The sequence below is a fragment of the Dokdonella aquatica genome, assembly GCF_051987395.1.
Lineage (GTDB): Bacteria > Pseudomonadota > Gammaproteobacteria > Xanthomonadales > Rhodanobacteraceae > Dokdonella.
Window position 1 is genome coordinate 365,509 of record NZ_CP197094.1, and the last position, 17,634, is coordinate 383,142.

The window sequence follows — 17,634 nt, forward strand, 5'->3', positions numbered from 1 at the left end:
ACGGCGGCGAATCCCGCAAGACGGGACGCACGCGGCGGCGATCGCGGCGCCGCAGGGAGGACACCGTGTGGGGGAATCGCAAGCGCCACGGCACGCCGTGCGTGGCCGGGACGTCGGGCCGGACGGCGCCGGTCCTCCGGGCTACTCGCCCTCGAGGCAGTCCTCGACGGTGTAGTCGTCGTCGTAGCCGTCGTACTCGATGCACATCTCGATGCGGCAGTCCTCGTCGCAGTCGTCCTCGTCGGTGGACTCCTCGGGACAGATGCCTTCGGCCGCGCAGGCGTCGTAGCCCGGCGAATCCTTCGCGCGCTCGGGATGGGCCTCGAGGAACGCTGCGCCGGCATCCACGGCGGCGGCGATGCGCTCGGTCGTGGCCGGATGCGTCGACGCCCAGCTCACGTCACCGTCGTCGAGGTCGTGCTCGTCGATGAGCCGGCGCATCGCCTCGGCGAACCACGCCGGCGATTCGCCGGCCGCGGCGAGCCGCTCGAATGCGAAGCGGTCGGCCTCCTCCTCGAAGCCGCGCGAGTAGTGGCTCTGCACGAGCATGGTCGGCACCGCGACGACGATCGTGCCGGCCGAGCTCACGTCGCCCGCGAACAGGCCTGCGGCGACCGCCACGAACGAGCTGCGCAAGGCCTGGCGCAACGCGTGGCGATGCTCCTGGTGACCGAGTTCGTGGGCCATGATCGCGTCGAACTCGCGATCGTCCTGCAACGCGTTCACGAGGTCGTCGGTGACGACGACGGTGCCGCCCGGGATCGCGAGCGCGTTCGCGCCGATCGCCTCGGCATGGCGGAACTCGAGCCGATAGCCCTGCCCGCCCGGCATCGTCGCGGCGAGCTTCGCGAAACGCGCCGTGAGCTCGTCGCGGCGCGCCTGCTCGAGCTGCGTCGGCCGGAAGCCGAAGAACCGATCGAGCTGGTCGAGTACCTGGTTGCCGAGCGCAGCCTCGACGGTCGGCGGCATCTGGTCGGTGATGCGGTCGGCGAGCCACGGCACGCCCCACTTGAAGGCCGCGAAGAGGCTCACGACGCAGATCACGAGCGACACGGCGACGGCGTAGGCGTGGCCTTCGAGGCGATCGACGAGGCGCTGCAGGCGATCCTCGGTCGGGAACCAGGCGTCGAGCGCGGGTGCATCGTCGACGAGCGCGCGTGCACCGTCGGGGAACACGATCGTGCGCGGCGTGCGCGCAAGACGCGAGGTGATGCGCAGGTCGCGCAAGGACTCGTCGCGCGCGATGCCGTCGCCGTCGACGCGCAGGCGGCCGCCGGCATCGAGCGACAGCACGACCGCGTGCTCGCGACTCGTCACGCCGTCGAACAGGCGGGCGGCGATCGTGCTCACAGCGACACGTCGATGTCGAAGAAGCCGTCGACCTCGGCGGCGGTCGCACCGACGTCACCGGCACGTTCCGCGCGCATGTCCTGCAGGTCGTCGACGGCGTAGAGGCTCGTGCACTCGGCGCGGTAGCGCGCCATGCGCACCTTGGCCCACGGGATCAGCAGGCCGGCGCTGGCGAGGATGCCGAGCGTGTTGCCGGTGTAGAGCCAGAGCAGGCGACCGCCCTTGAGGCGCGACTGCAGGCGGCGCCCGTCGATCTCGACGTGGTTGTAGACGAGGTTGGTGATCGCCGCGGCGAGGAAGATCCAGATCACGAAGTAGGAGCCGTACATGAGCACGAGGGCGACGCCGATGAGCCAGAACGGCGGCGGCTCGCCGGTGGCGCCACCAAGCGCGCCGTTGACGACGGCCATGCCCGCGAACACGAGCATCATGAGCAGGATCCAGCCCGTCACCGCGCCCCAGGCGATCAGGTACGGAATGTAGAAACGCCCCGGCGACAGCAGGAAGCGGAACCAGCTGCCGCCGTAGCGGTGCTGCTCGACGAGGAACTGCTTCTGCTTGCCCTGGATCCACGGGTACAGCATGCCGAGCGTCAGCACGAGCGGGATCAGCATGACGAGGAAGCGGATGTAGGCCTCGCCGTAGTCGGGCACGAAGCGGAAACTGAGGCCGCGCCACGACGAGTAGCGTGCGCGGAACGCCGCGCCACGCACGATCAGCCACGGCGTCGCGAACAGGATCACGACGACCAGCACGATCTGCCAGAACAGGCTGAAGTGGCTGGCGAGCACGTACGAGCCGAACAGCACGAACGCGACGATGCGCCCCTTGAGGATCGGCCACGGCTTGGCGAGGTACTCGAACGGCACGCCGGCGAGGCGCGTGTTGCCGTAGAAGTAGCGCTGCGTGCGCACGCGCGCCCAGGCCGAGTACAGGCCGAGCGTGACGATGCTCAGCGCGAGGTTGACGATCCAGATGCGGAAGTACTCGCCCGCGCGCCCGTCGAACGTGAAGGGATGCTCGACCAGCACGGGTGCCGGCGGGCGGACCTGCCAGGCGGGCACGTCGACGAGCGGCTGCGGAGGTGGCGGCGGGGGCAACGGCGGCGGAGGCGCCAGGACATCCTGTGACATGCGGTTTCCGTTCCGGCCGACGACGCCGTGCCGCTAGTCTACGCGACGCACGCGACCTCGCGCACCGCCCCGGAGCCCTTCGCACGCGCACTCGTGACGGTTTCCGCACGGCCGAGCATCAGCGATGCCGCACGCTCGGCGATCATCATCGTCGGCGCGTTGGTGTTGCCGCCCGGCAGCTCCGGCATGATCGAGGCGTCGACGACGCGCAGGCCGGCGACGCCGTGCACGCGCAGCTCGGCATCGACGACGGCATCGTCGTCGATGCCCATGCGGCAGGTGCCGATCGGGTGGTAGATCGTCTCGGCCTTGCGGCGCACGAACGCCTCGACGGCGCGATCGTCGCGCACGTCGGCACCCGGGAAGATCTCGTCGGCGCGATACGCGTCGAACGGTGCCTGCGCGAAGATCTCGCGCGACAGGCGCACGCCCTCGATCATCATGCGCAGGTCGTGCCCCTCGGCGTCGCCGAGGTAGTTCGCGTGGATCGCGACCGGCTGCGAAGGATCGGCCGAGGCCAGGCGCAGGCGGCCACGGCTCTTCGGGCGCAGCGCGCAGGCGTGCACGGTGAAGCCGTCGCCCGGCAGGCGGTTGCGGCCATGGTCGTCGAGCAGCGCCGGCACGAAATGGAACTGCAGGTCGCAGCGGTCGTCCGGCGCGAATTGCGACCGCACGAAGCCGCCGCACTCGGCGATGTTCGAGGTGCCGATACCGCGCCTGTGCAGCAGGAACTCGAGCGCGACCCTGACGTCGTTGGTGTGGTCGTAACCGACCGCGCGCGAGCTGCGCGACAGCGTGCAGATGTCGAGGTGATCCTGCAGGTTGCCGCCGACGCCGGGCCGGTCGAGCCGCACGTCGATGCCGTGCGTGCGCAGCTCGTCGGCCGGACCGATGCCCGACAGCATGAGCAGCTGCGGCGAGTTGAGCGCACCGCCGCACAGGATGACCTCGCCGGCCTCGGCGCGGCGCAGGCGGCCGCGCTGGCGGTAGTCGAGGCCGACCGCGCGTGCGCCCGACAGCAGCACGCGCTGCGCGATCGCATGCGTGTGCACGGTCAGGTTGGCGCGACCGCGCGCGCGCGACAGGTACGCGGCCGATGCCGAGCAGCGCGCGCCGTTGCGCTGGGTGACCTGGTACCAGCCGAAGCCGTCCTGCGTGGCGGCGTTGAAATCGTCGTTGCGCGCGTGGCCCGCGGCGGCCGCGGCGTCGATGAAGGCCTGCGAGAGTTCGTTGCGGTGGCGCAGGTCGGCCACGCCGAGCGGGCCGCCGCTGCCGTGCCAGGCGTCGGCGCCACGCTCGTTGTCCTCGGCGCGCCGGAACACCTCGAGCACGTTGGCCCAGCCCCAGCGCACGTCGCCGGTCGCCTCGGCCCAGGCGTCGTAGTCGCCAGGCACGCCGCGCACGTAGCACATCGCATTGATCGAGCTCGAGCCGCCGAGTACCTTGCCGCGTGGCCACCACAGGCGACGTCCGCCGAGGTGCGGCTCGGGCTCGGTCGTGTAGTTCCAGTTGATGCGGCGGTTCGTGGCCAGCTTGGCCAGGCCCGCGGGCATGTGGATGAACGGGTGCCAGTCGCTGCCGCCGGCTTCGAGCAGCAGCACGCGTTTCGACGGATCGGCGCTGAGACGCTCGGCGAGCACGCAGCCCGCGGAGCCCGCGCCGACGATCACGTAGTCGTACGTCATGATTCCGCAACGGATCCGGGATCCGTCCGAGGCTAGTCGGGCGGGCTAGAGCAGATGCTCCATCACGCGTGCTCGAGCACCTCGACCGCGTCGCCGACACGCAGCGTGCCGGTGCCGCGCGGGATCAGGTTCTGCCCGAACGTGACGCCGTCCGGCGAACGCCGGTAGCCGATCAGCGTGCGCAACGGCTCGCCACCCGGATCGAGCTCGCCACGCGTGAAATCGACCGTGGTCAGTACGCAGCGCGCGCAGGGCTTGACCACGTCGAAGGCGATGCCGCCGATGCGCACGCGACGCCAGCCGTCCTCGGCGTGCGGGTCCGTACCCGCCACGACGAGGTTCGGGCGGAAGCGCAGCATAGGCACCGGTGCGGCGAGCTTCGCATTGAGCGCATCGAGCGCGGCCTGCGAGATCAGCAGCAGCGGAAAGCCGTCGGCGAAGCTGACGATGTCGCCGTCGCGACCGAAGGCGGGGTCGACGGGGCGGTGCGCCGCCTCGTCCATGTAGGCGAAATGCGCGGGGCGGCCGAGCACGTCGCTGATCCAGGCATCGGCCTGGGACTCGGCGGCACGTGCATCGACGGTGCTGCCCCACACCGTCGCCGTGCGACGCGCCGTGGCGTCGGCATGCGGACGGACGACGAGACCGGGCATGCCCGGCGCCTCGACGCTGACGCCACCATCGACCTCGTGCGTGCGGACCAGCGTCATGCGCGGATGCTTGCGCGCCGACAGCAGGCCGCCGTCTTCGTCGACGACCATCCAACGGCGGTCGCCGACGAGGCCGCGCGGCTCGACGACCGCTTCGGCCGGCGCGAGCGCGGCGCAGGACTTGATCGGGAACACGTGCAGCGCGGACAGCATCGGGGTCATCGCGACCGCCTCGCCTGCACGAGTGGACTGCGCATCCGGATCACGCCTGCGCCTCCGCCCGCGTGCGCGCCGCCGGCAGCTTGAGCTGTTCGCGCCACAGCCCGAAAGCGCTGAGACCGAACGCACACGCGATGAACATGCCGACGCCGAACACCGCCTGGCTTCCGAACGCCGACACGAACTTGTGCACCCACACGAAGGTGAGGTCGCCGCCGCGGTAGACCACCGTGTCGATCGCGGCACCGGCCTTGTAGCGCCACTCGCGCGCGACCTGCGTGTAGATGGTCTCGCGTGCGGGCTTGTGCAGGCAGAACTCGCCGCTGCGCGTGACGATCTGCACGATCGCGACGAGGAACGGCAGCGGTGACGCGGCGAGTGCGGCGTAGCCAAGGAAGATCGCCAGCGGCGGCAGCAGAAGGGCCGGCTTGACGCCGTAGCGCGACAGCAGCCAGCGCGTGATGAACACCTGCACGAACAGGGTCAGCGCATTGATCGCGAGGTCGATGTTGGCGTAGAACGCGGTCGCGCCGGCCGCATCGGGATAGGCGATGCGCACGATCGCGGCCTGCTCGTTGTAGAGCAGCGTGCCGACGCCGACGCCGAACAGCACCACGCAGGCCATCCAGCGCAGCAGCGGCTCGCGTGCGATCAGCGTGAGGCCAGCGAACACGCCGCCGCCCATCGGTGCTTCGGTCGCGCGATCGCCACGGGCCTGCTCGCGCTCGACCGCCCAGCGGCGCAGGCGCATCTGGCAGACGAGGCAGAGGATCAGGAACGTCGCCGCCACCAGCATGAGGTTGGCGATGCCGACGCGCTCGACCAGCGAGCGCGTGATCAGCGGGCCGAGGAACGCGCCGATCGTGCCGGCCGCGCCGATGTAGCCGAAGTACGCGCGCGCCTCGGTGTTCTCGAACACGTCGGCCATGAAGCTCCAGAACACCGCGACCGCGAACAGGTTGAACACCGCGATCCAGATGAAGAAGGCCATGCCGCGACCCGGCATGCCGCTGTCGAACGCGAGGTAGAACAGCAGCAGCGTGACGATGAAGAACAGGTAGACCGCAGGCAGGAACACGCGGCGCGGGAATCGGCTCACGAGCATGCCGTAGGCCGGCTGCAGCAGCAGCATGACCACGAACGTGCACGTGAACAGCATCTGCAGCGTGAACTGGCTGGCCGAAAGGCCGTGCCGCGCGAAAAAGTCGATGATCCACGGCGGGAACACCGCGTGCACGTCGGCCGAGGCGCCCATGGCCTCGCGCACGGGGCGGAGCACGTAGTAGCCGCTCAGCAGGCAGAAGAAATACAGGAACGCCCAGATCAGCGGTGGCGAGCTGCGCAGTGCGGCGCGGAAGCGCCCCAGGCTGGCGGCCGACTTGGCAACGTGGTTCATCCGGCTTCCGGCGGGGACGGGCGGCGTCGCGCGCACGGTACCGACCCGGCGCGCGGTCCGCAATCGCGGCGTGGCATGCTGGCACCTGCACCGGTCATCATCGCCCGGCACCCGCGCGTCGACACCGATGCGTCATGCACGCACGCGATGCTCCCGTCACCATGGATTCCGATGACGCTTCGACACCACCCGGCATCCGCAAGGCACCCATACGTTCGCAACACCGCGTCGTGGTCGTCGTCTGTCGCCTCGTCACCCCCTCGACGCGCGTGGCAAAACGACGCACATCGACGCACGCGCGGAGCCTGACCGATGCTGCGCACGACATTGCTGTTCGTCGCCACCGCGGTCGCCGAGATCGTCGGCTGCTACCTGCCTTACCTGTGGCTGCGCAAGGGCGCAGGCGCCTGGGTGCTGCTGCCCGCAGCGCTCGCGCTGGCCGCGTTCGTGTGGCTGCTGTCGCTGCATCCTCAGGTCGCGCCGGGCCGGGTTTACGCGGCCTACGGCGGCATCTATGTTGCGGTCGCACTTGCATGGCTGTGGCTGATCGATAGCGTTCGGCCCAGTCCGTGGGACCTCGCCGGCGTCGCCGTGATCCTGATCGGCGCCGGCATCATCGTGTTCGCCCCACGCCAATTCTGATCCGGAGGAACGCCATGACGATCGAGACCATTTCCGAGCAGCGCTGCCACGGCGGCGTGCAGGGCTTCTACAAGCACACCTCGAAGGTGACCGGCGGCACGATGAAGTTCGGCGTGTACCGCCCGCCGCTCGTCGCGGGCGAGAACGCCCCGGTGCTGTATTACCTCGCCGGGCTCACCTGCACCGAGGAGACGTTCGTCATCAAGGCTGGCGCGCAGCGCCTCGCCGCCGAACTCGGCCTGATCCTCGTCACGCCCGACACGAGTCCGCGCGACACCGGCATCGAAGGCGCGACGGGCGACTGGGAGTTCGGCGAGGCCGCCGGCTTCTACCTCGATGCGACGACGCCCGGCTTCGCCGATCGCTTCCGCATGTACAGCTACGTCACGAAGGAGCTGCCGGACGTGCTCGCGGACAACTTCGCCGCGGCCGACCTCGACCGCGAAGGCATCTTCGGCCACTCGATGGGCGGCCATGGCGCGCTCACGATCGCACTGAAGAATGCCGACCGCTACCGCTCGGTATCGGCATTCGCGCCGATCGTCGCACCGAGCCAGGTGCCGTGGGGCCAGAAGGCGCTGCCGCGCTACCTCGGCGACGACGTGAAGACCTGGCGTCCGTACGACGCCGTCGCGCTGCTCGAGGACGGCCACACCTTCCCCGACACGATCCTCGTCGACCAGGGCTACGCCGACAAATTCCTCGAGCCGCAGCTGCAGCACTGGCGCCTCGACGCGGCCGCGCGCGCGGCGGGCCAGGCGCTGACGCTGCGCGTCCACGCCGGCTACGATCACAGCTACTATTTCATCCAGACGTTCATCGAGGATCACCTCGTCCACCACGCGGCATCGCTGCGCGGCTGAAGTGTCATCGGAACGGTGCGCAGACACGGTCCGCGCACCGTTCCGGAACCTGCACGCGGTCACCCGGCCGGCGGGACACGGGCGCGCAAGACTTGCGGCCCACGGCACGTGCTCCTTTACCCGCAGCGCTCAACCGCGCGGCGACACCCACATCGTGATGTCGGCGTCGAACACGAGCGTGCCCTGCGCATCGTGCACGTCGACGTGCGCGACCACGTCGCGGCCGGGACCGGCCTCGAGCATCGGCACGCCGGCCGTCGCGACAAGCCGACCGCGCGCCTTGGCGAGGTAGCGCACGGCCATGCCCTTGGGGATCCAGCGCATCGCGTCGGGGATCGTCGCGTCGGTGGCGAGGCCGCCCGCGAGTTCGGCGGCGTTGCACAGCGCGATCGCATGCACGGTGCCGATGTGGTTGCGGATCGCGCGGCGCTCGCGCAGCGACACCACGCAGGTGCCCGGCGCGAGCCGCTCGATGGTCGGGCGGATCGAGGCGAAGTACGGCGCCTGCACGCAGACCAGGCGCGAGAAGAGCCAGCGCCCCGCGGCCGAACCGCCGAAGCGTTCGAACTGCCGCAGGGCGCGCGAGGCCATGCTCAGGCCACGTTGCGCAGCGTGGCCGGCGTACCGCCGCCCTGGCCGCGCTTGCCGGCCGAACGCAGCTCGGCCGGATCGAAGTCGTCGACCGAGATGAACTCGAACGTCGCCGCGCGCACCCGTGCGAGCAGCTCGCGCTCGCCCTTCGAGAGCACGCCCTTGGCTTCCGCCGAGGCGAGCTGCGCGTCGTAGTCGAGGCCTTCGAGCTCGCCGGACTTGAGCGCCTTGAGGAACTTGCGCTCGACCGGCTCGGCCGCGATCACGTCGGGCAGCAGCGCGTTCATGCGGCCGATCGGGTTGTTCGCGGTCGGCGACAGGTAAGCCCAGTCGATCAGGCGCGACCGCGCCTCGTTCGGCGCCGTGAGGATCGCGGCGACGCGACGGCCGAGGCGATCCGACGGCGGCACCTCGCGGCGACCGAGCGGGAACACCAGCGCGCGCAGCAGCCACGCGACCGGACGCACCGGGAAGTTGCGGATCACGCCGTCGAGCGCCATCTGCATGCGCCACACGCACTCGTGGAACGCCCACGCGAGCAGCGGCTGGTCGGAGACCGGGCGGCCTTCGTCCTCGTAGTGCTTGAGCATGCTCGACGCGATGTAGAGGTGCGAGAGCACGTCGCCGAGGCGCGCCGAGATCTTCTCCTTGAACTTGAGCTTGCCGCCGAGCACGAGCATCGAGGTGTCGGCGACCAGCGCGAGCGCGGCCGAGTAGCGGTTGAGCTTGCGGTAGAAGCGGCGCGTGTAGGCGTCGCCCGGTGCACCGCCGATCTTGGCGTGGGTCACGCCGAGCACGAGGCTGCGCGCGGCGTTCGAGATGCCGAAGCCGACGTGCTTGAACAGCACGCGGTCGAACGCGCGCAGGCGCGTGGAATAGTCGGGGATCGCCGCGGCCTGCATTTCCTCGAGCACGTACGGATGGCAGCGGATCGCACCCTGGCCGAAGATCATGAGGCTGCGCGTCATGATGTTCGCGCCTTCCACCGTGATCATGATCGGCACGCCCTGCCAGGCGCGGCCGAGGTAGTTGCCCGGGCCGAGGATCACGCCCTTGCCGCCGTGCACGTCCATCGCGTCCTTGCAGACCTCGCGCGCCCATTCGGTCGCGTGGTACTTGGCGATCGCCGACGGCACCGCCGGGCGTTCGCCGCGGTCGACCGCCGCGGCCGTCGCGCGCGACAGCGCCGCGGTCGCGTAGGTGTAGCCGCCGATGCGCGCGAGCGCTTCCTCGACGCCTTCGAAGCGGCCGATCGCGAGGCCGAACTGCTTGCGCATGCGCGCATAGGCACCGGTCGCGGCGACCGCGGCGCGGCCACCACCGGTTGCACTCGATGGCAGCGAGATCGCGCGGCCGACCGACAGGCACTCGACCAGCATGCGCCAGCCCTGCCCGGCCATCTCGGGACCGCCGATGAGCTGCGACAGCGGCACGAACACATCCTTGCCGCGCACCGGGCCGTTCTGGAACGGCACGTTGAGCGGGAAATGGCGACGACCGATCTCGAGGCCGTCGGTGTCGCGCGGGATCAGCGCGAGCGTGATGCCGAGGTCCTTGTCGTCGCCGAGCAGGCCATCGGGGTCGTACATGCGGAACGCGAGGCCGACGATCGTCGCGACCGGCGCGAGCGTGATGTAGCGCTTGTCGAACGTGAGGCGCACGCCGAGCACGTTGGCACCCTGCCACTCGCCCTTGCAGACGATGCCGAAGTCGGGGATCGAGGTCGCATCCGAGCCCGCGTACGGACCGGTCAGCGCGAAGCACGGGATCTCGCGGCCGTCGGCGAGGCGCGGCAGGTAGTGGTTCTTCTGGTCGTCGGTGCCGTAGTGCAGCAGCAGCTCGGCCGGGCCGAGCGAGTTCGGCACCGCGACCGTCGAGGACACCGTCGCCGACATGCTCGCGATCTTCTGCAGCACGGCCGAATGCGCGAGCGCCGAGAAGCCGAGGCCGCCGTACTGCTTCGGGATGATCATGCCGAAGAAGCGGTTGGCCTTGAGGTACTCCCACATCTCGGGCGGGAGGTCGGCGAGTTCGTGCGTGATCTGCCACTCGTCGATGCGCGAGCACAGGCCCTCGACCTCGTTGTCGAGGAACGCCTGCTCCTCGATGCTGAGCTGCGGGCGCGGCTGCGCGTGCAGTTCCTTCCATGCGGGCTTGCCGCTGAAGAGCTGGCCTTCGAAGCCGACCGTGCCGGCCTCGAGCGCGATCTGCTCGGTCGGCGACAGCTGCGGCGTGATCTTGCGGTAGATCGCCAGCAGCGGCGCGCTGATCTTCGCGCGGCGGAAGTCGACGAGGTTGAGCGGCACCGCGACGACCGCGAGCACGAGCAGCGGCAGCGCGATCGCGAGCCAGTGGCTGCCGACCGCGAGGCCTGCGCCGAGGATCGCGACAGCGGTGGCGATCGACCACACGCGCAGGCCGAGGCGGTGATAGGCCACCACGAGCGAGACCGCGAGCGCGGCGAGCAACGGGACCAGCTGGATCATGGGGTGACTCCTCTCTCGAAGCGGGCGGGCCTGCCGGTCACGCCGGCAAGGCCTGCAGGAAATCCATCACGTGGCGCGCGAACGCGGTGTTCTCGTCACCGGCGACCATGTGCGTGGCGCGAGGCACTTCTACATGCTTCGCATGGGGTACGAACTCTAGAAACTCGGCGATCGTCGCAGGCGAGACGACATCGCTCGCTGAACCCGTCACGAGCAGCACCGGCATCGCGAGACGGCGTGCCGCGGCGAACAGGTCGCCCTGGTGGCGCTCGGCGTCTTCGGCGATCGGACCGAGCATGCGCGGGTCCCAGTGCCAGCGCAGGCGCCCGTCGGGCGACGGTGTGAGCAGACCACGCAGACGCTCGGGCGACTTGCGCTCCGTGCGATGCGGCAGGTAACGCGCGACGGTCTCGGCAGCCTCTTCGAGATCGGCGAAACCGTCGGGATGCGCGCGCATGAAACCGAGGATGCGCGCGACACCGGCAGCCTCCCAGCGCGGGGTCACGTCGACGAGCACGAGCGCGCGGCACGGCGGTGCCTCGCCTCCCGCCGCGGCGATGCCGACGAGCCCGCCCATCGACGCGCCGACGACCACGGGCGGCGACGGCGCAAGCGCGCACACCGCATGCAGGTCGGCGACGAGCTGGTCGACCGCGTAGTCGCCGGACGCGAGGCGATCGCTGTCGCCATGGCCGCGCGCGTCGTAGCTCAGTGCCTGCCAACCCGAGCCCGGCAAGGCCTGCGCGACGCCGCGCCACGCCAGCCGCGTCTGGCCGAAGCCGTGCGCGAACACGACGGCGGGACGATCCGGCTCGCCATGACGCTCGACCGCGAGCATCACGTCGTCGGCGGTCGCGACGCGCGTGACGGCGGAGGGCGAAGCGGACGGGGCAGCGACGGCAACCATACGCACAAGTATGGTGATCAAGTCGTCGCCACGCAACGGGTTTTCCTGACGCGCCGCAACACGACCCGATCTGGTCAGCAGCGAAGCCCTGCGGCACACTCGGGCCGATGACGGAGCAGCCGCCACACAAGAACGAAGCGCGCGGCCGCCTGTCCGCCGCCGACTGGGAGCAGGCGGCGCTCGACGCGATCGCCGAATCCGGCCTCGCCGCGGTCGCCGTCGAAGCCCTCGCGCGCACCCTCGGTGTCACCAAGGGCAGCTTCTACTGGCATTTCCCGACCCGCGAGGCGCTGATCAAGGCCGCGCTCGAGCGCTGGGAACGGCGCGACGAGGACGAGGTGCTCGGCCGCGTCGAGCCGATCGACGATCCACGCGAGCGCCTGCGCGACCTGTTCCGTCGCGTCAGCGGCGAGGCGCAATCGCACGTCATCTACGGCGCGCTGCTGCAGGCCTCCGACCATCCGGTGGTGCTGCCGATGATCGAGCGCATCTCGGCCCGCCGCCTCGGCCTGCTCACGCTGGCCTATCGCCAGGCCGGCTTCGATCGCCGCGACGCTGCCCACCGCGCACGCCTCGCCTACACCGCGTACACCGGCTTCCTGCAGCTCAACCAGCGCCATGGCATGCCGCGCATGGACCAGGCCGAGTATGAGGCTTACGTCGATCACGTCATCGCGACGTTGATTCCGGGCTGAGTCGCGGGTTCTGCAGAGAACCGGAGCGTGGCTACCGGCTGATTCGTCGTCCGTGCCTGACGCTCGTGGAAGCGCATCCACGTTCGGCCGAACGGCTGCGCCAAACGTGCTGGCACGAAAGCGGCCCGCGCGTTCGTAAGCCAGTCAGTTCGCGCGCCGGATGCCGGCGTCGTCGATCCCGACGACCATCGTCGCCTTGCCGGTCGGACAGCAGTGCGCATCGTCCGCCTTGCGGACGTCGACCTCGACGACGAGCGTGCCGGCATCGTTGAGGCGCAGCGTGGGCACCGCGCTCGGGTCGGGGAAACCGATCCGCCCCACCGCCTTGCCGGCGCGGAACACGAAGACCGCCACGCCCGAGGGACGGCAGGAGCCGTCGAGCCAGGAGGCGGCCGGAACGACGCGCGTCGTTCCGATCTGCTGGGTCGCGAAAAACGGAATGAAGCCGGCCTCGACGAGGGCGCGGTCTTCATCGGATTCGGCGGGACGTCCCTCGCCGCTGCAGAGTGCCTCGCCGCGGGCGTCGTCGGGATGTGCTGCCGCCGACGGAATCGAGCCCGGCAAGGACTTCAGGACGATCGCATCGTCGGTCGCAGCCGAGGCGGTCATCGACGCCATCGCCAAGGCCATCAGCATGGACTGCAGCATGCGAGTCGCTCCCTGCCGGCGCGCGCGAAACCTCAAGGGCACGTCATCGTGGTTCCGCACATGTTCGGCGCAAGCTGCAGCACGTCTCCACCCCACTGCAAGCCGCCACCATTGTTTCCGACGAACGAGGAGCGAGCAATCGAGATCATGCCTTGCGAGTTCGTAACACCGACCAACACGTTGTTCCGGAACATCGAATCGATGATCTGTGATCCGCCTGTTGCAAAAATGCCGATCCTGTTACCGCTGACGGTCACGCCGCTCACAATGGCGCCGGGTGCCAGGTACATGCCGTAGTCGTCATTGTCCTGCGCGATGGACTGCTGGATAGAGGCGGCATCACCCTGCGTCGCCAAACCGTAGGCGCGATTGCGCGACGCCACGCATCCCGACATGAGGCCGGCTTCGATTCCGAGCCGTCCGTTCGCCGTTCCGACCGAATCCACGACGGCAGCGCCCGATCGGGCGCGGATGCCGGCATCGCCGTTCTGGATCGCCTTGATGCCTTCCGCGCGGCCGTCGTAGCTGAGCAGAAGACCCGTGCCCATGCCGGTGATCGAGCCGTTGCGGATCGTCAGGTTGCTTGGCGAATGCAGCCAGCCGTCGACGCCGATCGCGCCGGATCCCGTCGCGGCAGGCGTGCACGTCGTGGGGCGTCCGCCACACGTGATCGGCCCGACGATGCGGAACCCCTTCATGTCGATCGTCACGTCGCTTGCCGCGACGACGATGCCGTGGGTCGACACGTTGGTGGCCGTCAGGTTGCCGGTCAGATGGTAGGTGCCGGGCGCCGTGATCGTGACCGGCAGGCCAGCCGTGTCACCGGGAAAGCATCCGACATCCGCACATGCCTGGTTGATCTCGAAAGCACCTTCGCCCGCGTGGCAAAGGCTGCCGGCGGCGAGGCCGGCTAACGCCATCAGTGCGCGAATCGTCTTCATCTCAGTCCTCGTAACGTTCCATGCTGCTGCGGAAGACGACATCGGGATTGCCGCTCGCCGCGAAGGCGACGAGCACGCACGGATCACAGGTGACGCCGAATCGGGAGGAGCCGCGCGCCATCGACCAGCGGCCTGACGCGGGGATGTACTCGAGGATGTCGCCGGGCTTGAAGGCCACGCCACCGACCGTGCCGGCGGTGTCGAAGCCCATGAGCAAGCTGCCGTCGGCGAACCGCTCGAGTGCGATGAGGTTGGTGCCCGGCGACAGGCCGAGCGAGTGCGATGCATGCAGCACCGACACCGACGTGCCGTTCCAGCGCAGGATGTCGGCGGGTCCGATCGCAGTCGCGCCGATGCGTGCCGCGACATCCACACTGAGGAGGACATCGGTTCCGGCCAGCGCCAGCGCATCGATCCTGACGTTCGCGGGCAGCCCGAGATCGCTGCCGCGCAGGAACATCGAAACGCCGCTGGCACCGTGTCGGACCACATCGCGCGGCGTCGCGACGATGCCGCCCGATGCGAAAGCGGTATCGGGCGTGAAGAGGATGTCGTTGCCGGTCAAGGCTAGGCCGGCGACGCGTACCCCCGCCGGCAACCCCAGATCGACGAGGCTGGGCGCGTTGCCGAAACGCCGGACGAGCACCTGCCCACGACGCACGACACCGGCGTCGGAGCGGACCGTCGTATCGAAGGCGTGGAACCCTGCGTCCTGCCAGGTGGCTGCCATCACGGGCGCGCAAGCCACGCATGCGAGTGCCGCGCCGAGGCGCGTCATGAACCCGATCGAACGTGACATTGCGAATCCGCAAGCGCGATGCGTCACGGAGCCTCCCCCTGATCCCTGGTGCGTCCGACGCGGCCCGGCCTTCAAGCCAAGCCCCCTTGTTGCACGTGGACGGAAACGAGTATGGAATTCCCGAACTTCATGTGTCAACACATGCCGTACGACAGATGTTCGGCGACTCCATACCGTCGATCGTCCGGTCCGGTGGAGTCACCCCATGAAGCGTTTCGCCGATCGCCTGCGCGAAGCGCGCGTCGCCATCGGCCTCACGCAGGAGCAGCTCGGGTTCGCCGTCGGCGTGACCAAGTCGTCCGTCTCGGCGTGGGAGAACGGCCGTGAGACACCGAGTTTCAAGGTGCTTCCTGCGCTGCGCGCGGCGTTGAGGCGTTCGCTCGACGAACTGGTATGCGGGGTGCTGCCGGCGGGCAAGGTGGCCGATCAGGATGGTCGTTATGGCACCGACGATGCTGCCGTCGCCTTGCGCGACGAGAAGGAGCGCGCCCTCATCCTTCGCTACCGGAGTCTGCCGGCCCGTCGCCGTTCTGCCTTGATGGAGCTGCTCGGGCCGGGCAACGACACCTGATCCGCGCTCCTGCAAGCCTCACGGTGGGCGTGCAGGCCGCTCCCCGTACCGGCGCTCCACACCGCGCGATGCACGAAGCACGCGATCGACGGCGCAACTGCATGTAAACGTTTTCTCCCGAAAACACGCAGAAATCAGCGTGTTGGCATGCTGCGCCCGACCTTGCCTTGACCACGGCCGGCCGCTAGCGTCGCGCGCCATAGCCCCCTATTTCCGCCGCGCGGCTCGGTCCGCGCCACGAGGATTCGATGCCTAGTTCGCTGGACGCCCTGAACCACTGGGTCGACGCTGTTGCCCGCCTCACCACGCCCGACGCGATCCACTGGTGCGACGGTTCCGAAGAAGAGAACGCGATGCTCGCCGCGCGCATGCGCGACAGCGGCGACTTCATCGCGCTGAACCCCGAGACCCACCCGGGCTGCCACCTGCACCGCTCGAGTCCGTCCGATGTCGCGCGCGTCGAGCACCTGACCTTCATCTGCACGCGCGATCCCGAGGACGCCGGCCCGAACAACCACTGGATGGCGCCCGACGAGGCGCACGCGAAAATGGATGCGCTGTTCGCGGGCTGCATGCGCGGGCGCACGCTCTACGTGATCCCGTACTGCATGGGTCCGATCGGCGCGCCGAACGCACGCTGCGGCGTCGAGATCACCGACTCGCCCTACGTCGTCGCCAACATGCGCCTCATGACGCGCATGGGTGCGGCCGCACTGGCGCGCATCGAACGCGAAGGGCATTTCGTGAAGGGCCTGCATTCGACCGGCGAGCTCGATCCCGATCGCCGCTTCATCATGCATTTTCCCGAGGAACTGGCGATCCAGTCGTACGGCTCGGGCTACGGTGGCAACGCGCTGCTCGGCAAGAAGTGCCACGCGCTGCGCATCGGCTCGTGGCAGGCGCGCCAGGAAGGCTGGCTCGCCGAGCACATGCTGATCGTAGGCATCGAGAACCCGCAGGGCGAGACGCACTACGTCGCCGCGGCGTTCCCGTCGGCCTGCGGCAAGACCAACCTCGCGATGCTGATCCCGCCCGAGCGCTACCGCCGCGCCGGCTGGAAGGTGTGGACCGTCGGCGACGACATCTGCTGGATGACGCCGGGCCCCGACGGGCGCCTGTGGGCGATCAATCCCGAGGCCGGCTACTTCGGTGTCGCACCGGGCACCGGCAAGGGCACCAACCCGAACGCGCTCGCGATGCTCGATCGCGACACGATCTTCACCAACGTCGGCGTCACCGCCGACGGCCAGCCGTGGTGGGAAGGCCTCGACGACGGCACGCCCGCGAAGGACTGGCAGGGGCGCGATTTCGATCCCGCCAACGGCCCGGCCGCGCATGCGAATGCGCGCTTCACCGTGTCCGCGAAGCAGTGCCCGAGCTGGTCGCCGCGCGCCGAGGATCCGCAGGGCGTGCCGATCAGCGCGATCGTGTTCGGCGGCCGCCGTCCGTCACTCGTGCCGCTCGTGATCGAGGCGCGCGACTGGACCCATGGCGTGCTCGTCGGCGCCGCGATGGGCTCGGAGACGACCGCCGCCGCGACCGGCGCGGTCGGCGTGCTGCGCCGCGACTCGATGGCGATGAAGCCGTTCTGCGGCTACAACTTCGCCGACTACTTCACGCATTGGCTGTCGTTCGACAAGGCCGGCGCGAAGCTGCCGAAGATCTTCCACGTCAACTGGTTCCGCAAGGGTGCCGACGGCCGCTTCACGTGGCCCGGCTTCGGCGAGAACCTGCGCGTGCTCGAGTGGATCGTCGGCCGCTGCGCGGGCACGCGCAGCGCGCGCGAGACACCGATCGGCCTGCTGCCGCGTGCGGCCGACCTCGACGTGGAAGGCCTCGACCTCGCCGCGTCGGACCTCGCCATGCTGCTCGACGTCGACCTCGCCGGCTGGCAGGACGAACTCGCCGGCATCGGCGAGTATCTCGAAACGTTCGGTCCGCGCCTGCCTGCCGCGCTGCGCCGCGAACAGCAGCGCGTCGCCGCGGCACTCGACGAGGAAACCCGCCCGCGCGCGCGCGCCGCGACCGGCTGAGGCCGGTCGACGAGACAGGCCTTAA

At 69.6% G+C, this 17,634-nt stretch carries 16 protein-coding genes; 5 read left to right on the forward strand and 11 right to left on the reverse strand.

Annotated elements, in window-relative coordinates; translation table 11 throughout:
- Positions 1-141 precede the first annotated feature (141 nt).
- From ACQQ2N_RS01500 to ACQQ2N_RS01520, 5 genes are all read right to left on the reverse strand, one after another.
- Entirely contained in the window at positions 142-1,350 is a 1,209-nt protein-coding gene (locus ACQQ2N_RS01500) for a M48 family metallopeptidase (RefSeq protein WP_440223902.1), read from the reverse strand.
- On the reverse strand, positions 1,347-2,483 hold the full coding sequence (locus tag ACQQ2N_RS01505) for a YjgN family protein (protein WP_440223903.1): 1,137 nt from the start codon (positions 2,481-2,483) through the stop codon (positions 1,347-1,349). Before ACQQ2N_RS01505 ends, ACQQ2N_RS01500 begins: the two co-directional genes overlap by 4 nt.
- Positions 2,484-2,521: 38 nt before the next feature.
- Positions 2,522-4,168, reverse strand: a complete 1,647-nt coding sequence (locus ACQQ2N_RS01510) for a GMC family oxidoreductase (protein WP_440223904.1) — start codon at positions 4,166-4,168, stop codon at positions 2,522-2,524.
- A gap of 62 nt (positions 4,169-4,230) precedes the next feature.
- Positions 4,231-5,040, reverse strand: coding sequence for an MOSC domain-containing protein (locus ACQQ2N_RS01515; RefSeq protein WP_440223905.1), 810 nt, complete (start codon positions 5,038-5,040; stop codon positions 4,231-4,233).
- Between the two features lie 40 nt (positions 5,041-5,080).
- Entirely contained in the window at positions 5,081-6,433 is a 1,353-nt protein-coding gene (locus tag ACQQ2N_RS01520) for an NTP/NDP exchange transporter (RefSeq protein ID WP_440223906.1), read from the reverse strand.
- A gap of 312 nt (positions 6,434-6,745) precedes the next feature.
- Here ACQQ2N_RS01520 and ACQQ2N_RS01525 point away from each other — a divergent pair, with 312 nt between their 5' ends.
- Both ACQQ2N_RS01525 and fghA read left to right on the forward strand, forming a co-directional pair.
- On the forward strand, positions 6,746-7,075 hold the full coding sequence (locus tag ACQQ2N_RS01525; RefSeq protein ID WP_440223907.1) for a YnfA family protein: 330 nt from the start codon (positions 6,746-6,748) through the stop codon (positions 7,073-7,075).
- Between the two features lie 14 nt (positions 7,076-7,089).
- Positions 7,090-7,938, forward strand: coding sequence for an S-formylglutathione hydrolase (gene fghA, locus ACQQ2N_RS01530; RefSeq protein ID WP_440223908.1), 849 nt, complete (start codon positions 7,090-7,092; stop codon positions 7,936-7,938).
- Between the two features lie 129 nt (positions 7,939-8,067).
- On the opposite strand, the gene ACQQ2N_RS01535 is transcribed toward fghA, so the two are convergent.
- From ACQQ2N_RS01535 to ACQQ2N_RS01545, 3 genes are read right to left on the reverse strand one after another with little or no spacing between them, the layout of a single operon-like run.
- Positions 8,068-8,529 carry a hotdog fold domain-containing protein gene (locus tag ACQQ2N_RS01535; protein WP_440223909.1) on the reverse strand — a complete coding sequence of 154 codons (462 nt, stop codon included), beginning with the start codon at positions 8,527-8,529 and terminating at the stop codon, positions 8,068-8,070.
- A gap of 2 nt (positions 8,530-8,531) precedes the next feature.
- Positions 8,532-11,015, reverse strand: a complete 2,484-nt coding sequence (locus tag ACQQ2N_RS01540) for an acyl-CoA dehydrogenase (RefSeq protein WP_440223910.1) — start codon at positions 11,013-11,015, stop codon at positions 8,532-8,534.
- 37 nt (positions 11,016-11,052) lie between these two features.
- On the reverse strand, positions 11,053-11,922 hold the full coding sequence (locus ACQQ2N_RS01545; RefSeq protein ID WP_440223911.1) for an alpha/beta fold hydrolase: 870 nt from the start codon (positions 11,920-11,922) through the stop codon (positions 11,053-11,055).
- Between the two features lie 107 nt (positions 11,923-12,029).
- Here ACQQ2N_RS01545 and ACQQ2N_RS01550 point away from each other — a divergent pair, with 107 nt between their 5' ends.
- A complete protein-coding gene (locus ACQQ2N_RS01550) occupies positions 12,030-12,617 on the forward strand; it encodes a TetR/AcrR family transcriptional regulator (protein ID WP_440223912.1) in 588 nt (195 codons plus the stop codon).
- Positions 12,618-12,761: 144 nt separating this feature from the next.
- Here the strand turns inward: ACQQ2N_RS01550 and ACQQ2N_RS01555 are convergent, their stop codons facing one another.
- From ACQQ2N_RS01555 to ACQQ2N_RS01565, 3 genes are read right to left on the reverse strand one after another with little or no spacing between them, the layout of a single operon-like run.
- Positions 12,762-13,265, reverse strand: a complete 504-nt coding sequence (locus tag ACQQ2N_RS01555) for a hypothetical protein (protein ID WP_440223913.1) — start codon at positions 13,263-13,265, stop codon at positions 12,762-12,764.
- Positions 13,266-13,297: 32 nt separating this feature from the next.
- Positions 13,298-14,206: a hypothetical protein gene (locus tag ACQQ2N_RS01560; RefSeq protein ID WP_440223914.1), complete on the reverse strand. Its 909-nt coding sequence runs from the start codon at positions 14,204-14,206 to the stop codon at positions 13,298-13,300.
- Between the two features lies 1 nt (position 14,207).
- Positions 14,208-15,143, reverse strand: a complete 936-nt coding sequence (locus ACQQ2N_RS01565; protein WP_440223915.1) for a hypothetical protein — start codon at positions 15,141-15,143, stop codon at positions 14,208-14,210.
- Between the two features lie 67 nt (positions 15,144-15,210).
- Between ACQQ2N_RS01565 and ACQQ2N_RS01570 the strand changes: the two genes are divergently transcribed.
- Positions 15,211-15,576, forward strand: a complete 366-nt coding sequence (locus tag ACQQ2N_RS01570) for a helix-turn-helix transcriptional regulator (protein WP_440223916.1) — start codon at positions 15,211-15,213, stop codon at positions 15,574-15,576.
- 248 nt (positions 15,577-15,824) lie between these two features.
- Positions 15,825-17,609 carry a phosphoenolpyruvate carboxykinase (GTP) gene (locus ACQQ2N_RS01575; RefSeq protein WP_440223917.1) on the forward strand — a complete coding sequence of 595 codons (1,785 nt, stop codon included), beginning with the start codon at positions 15,825-15,827 and terminating at the stop codon, positions 17,607-17,609.
- Positions 17,610-17,634 lie beyond the last annotated feature (25 nt).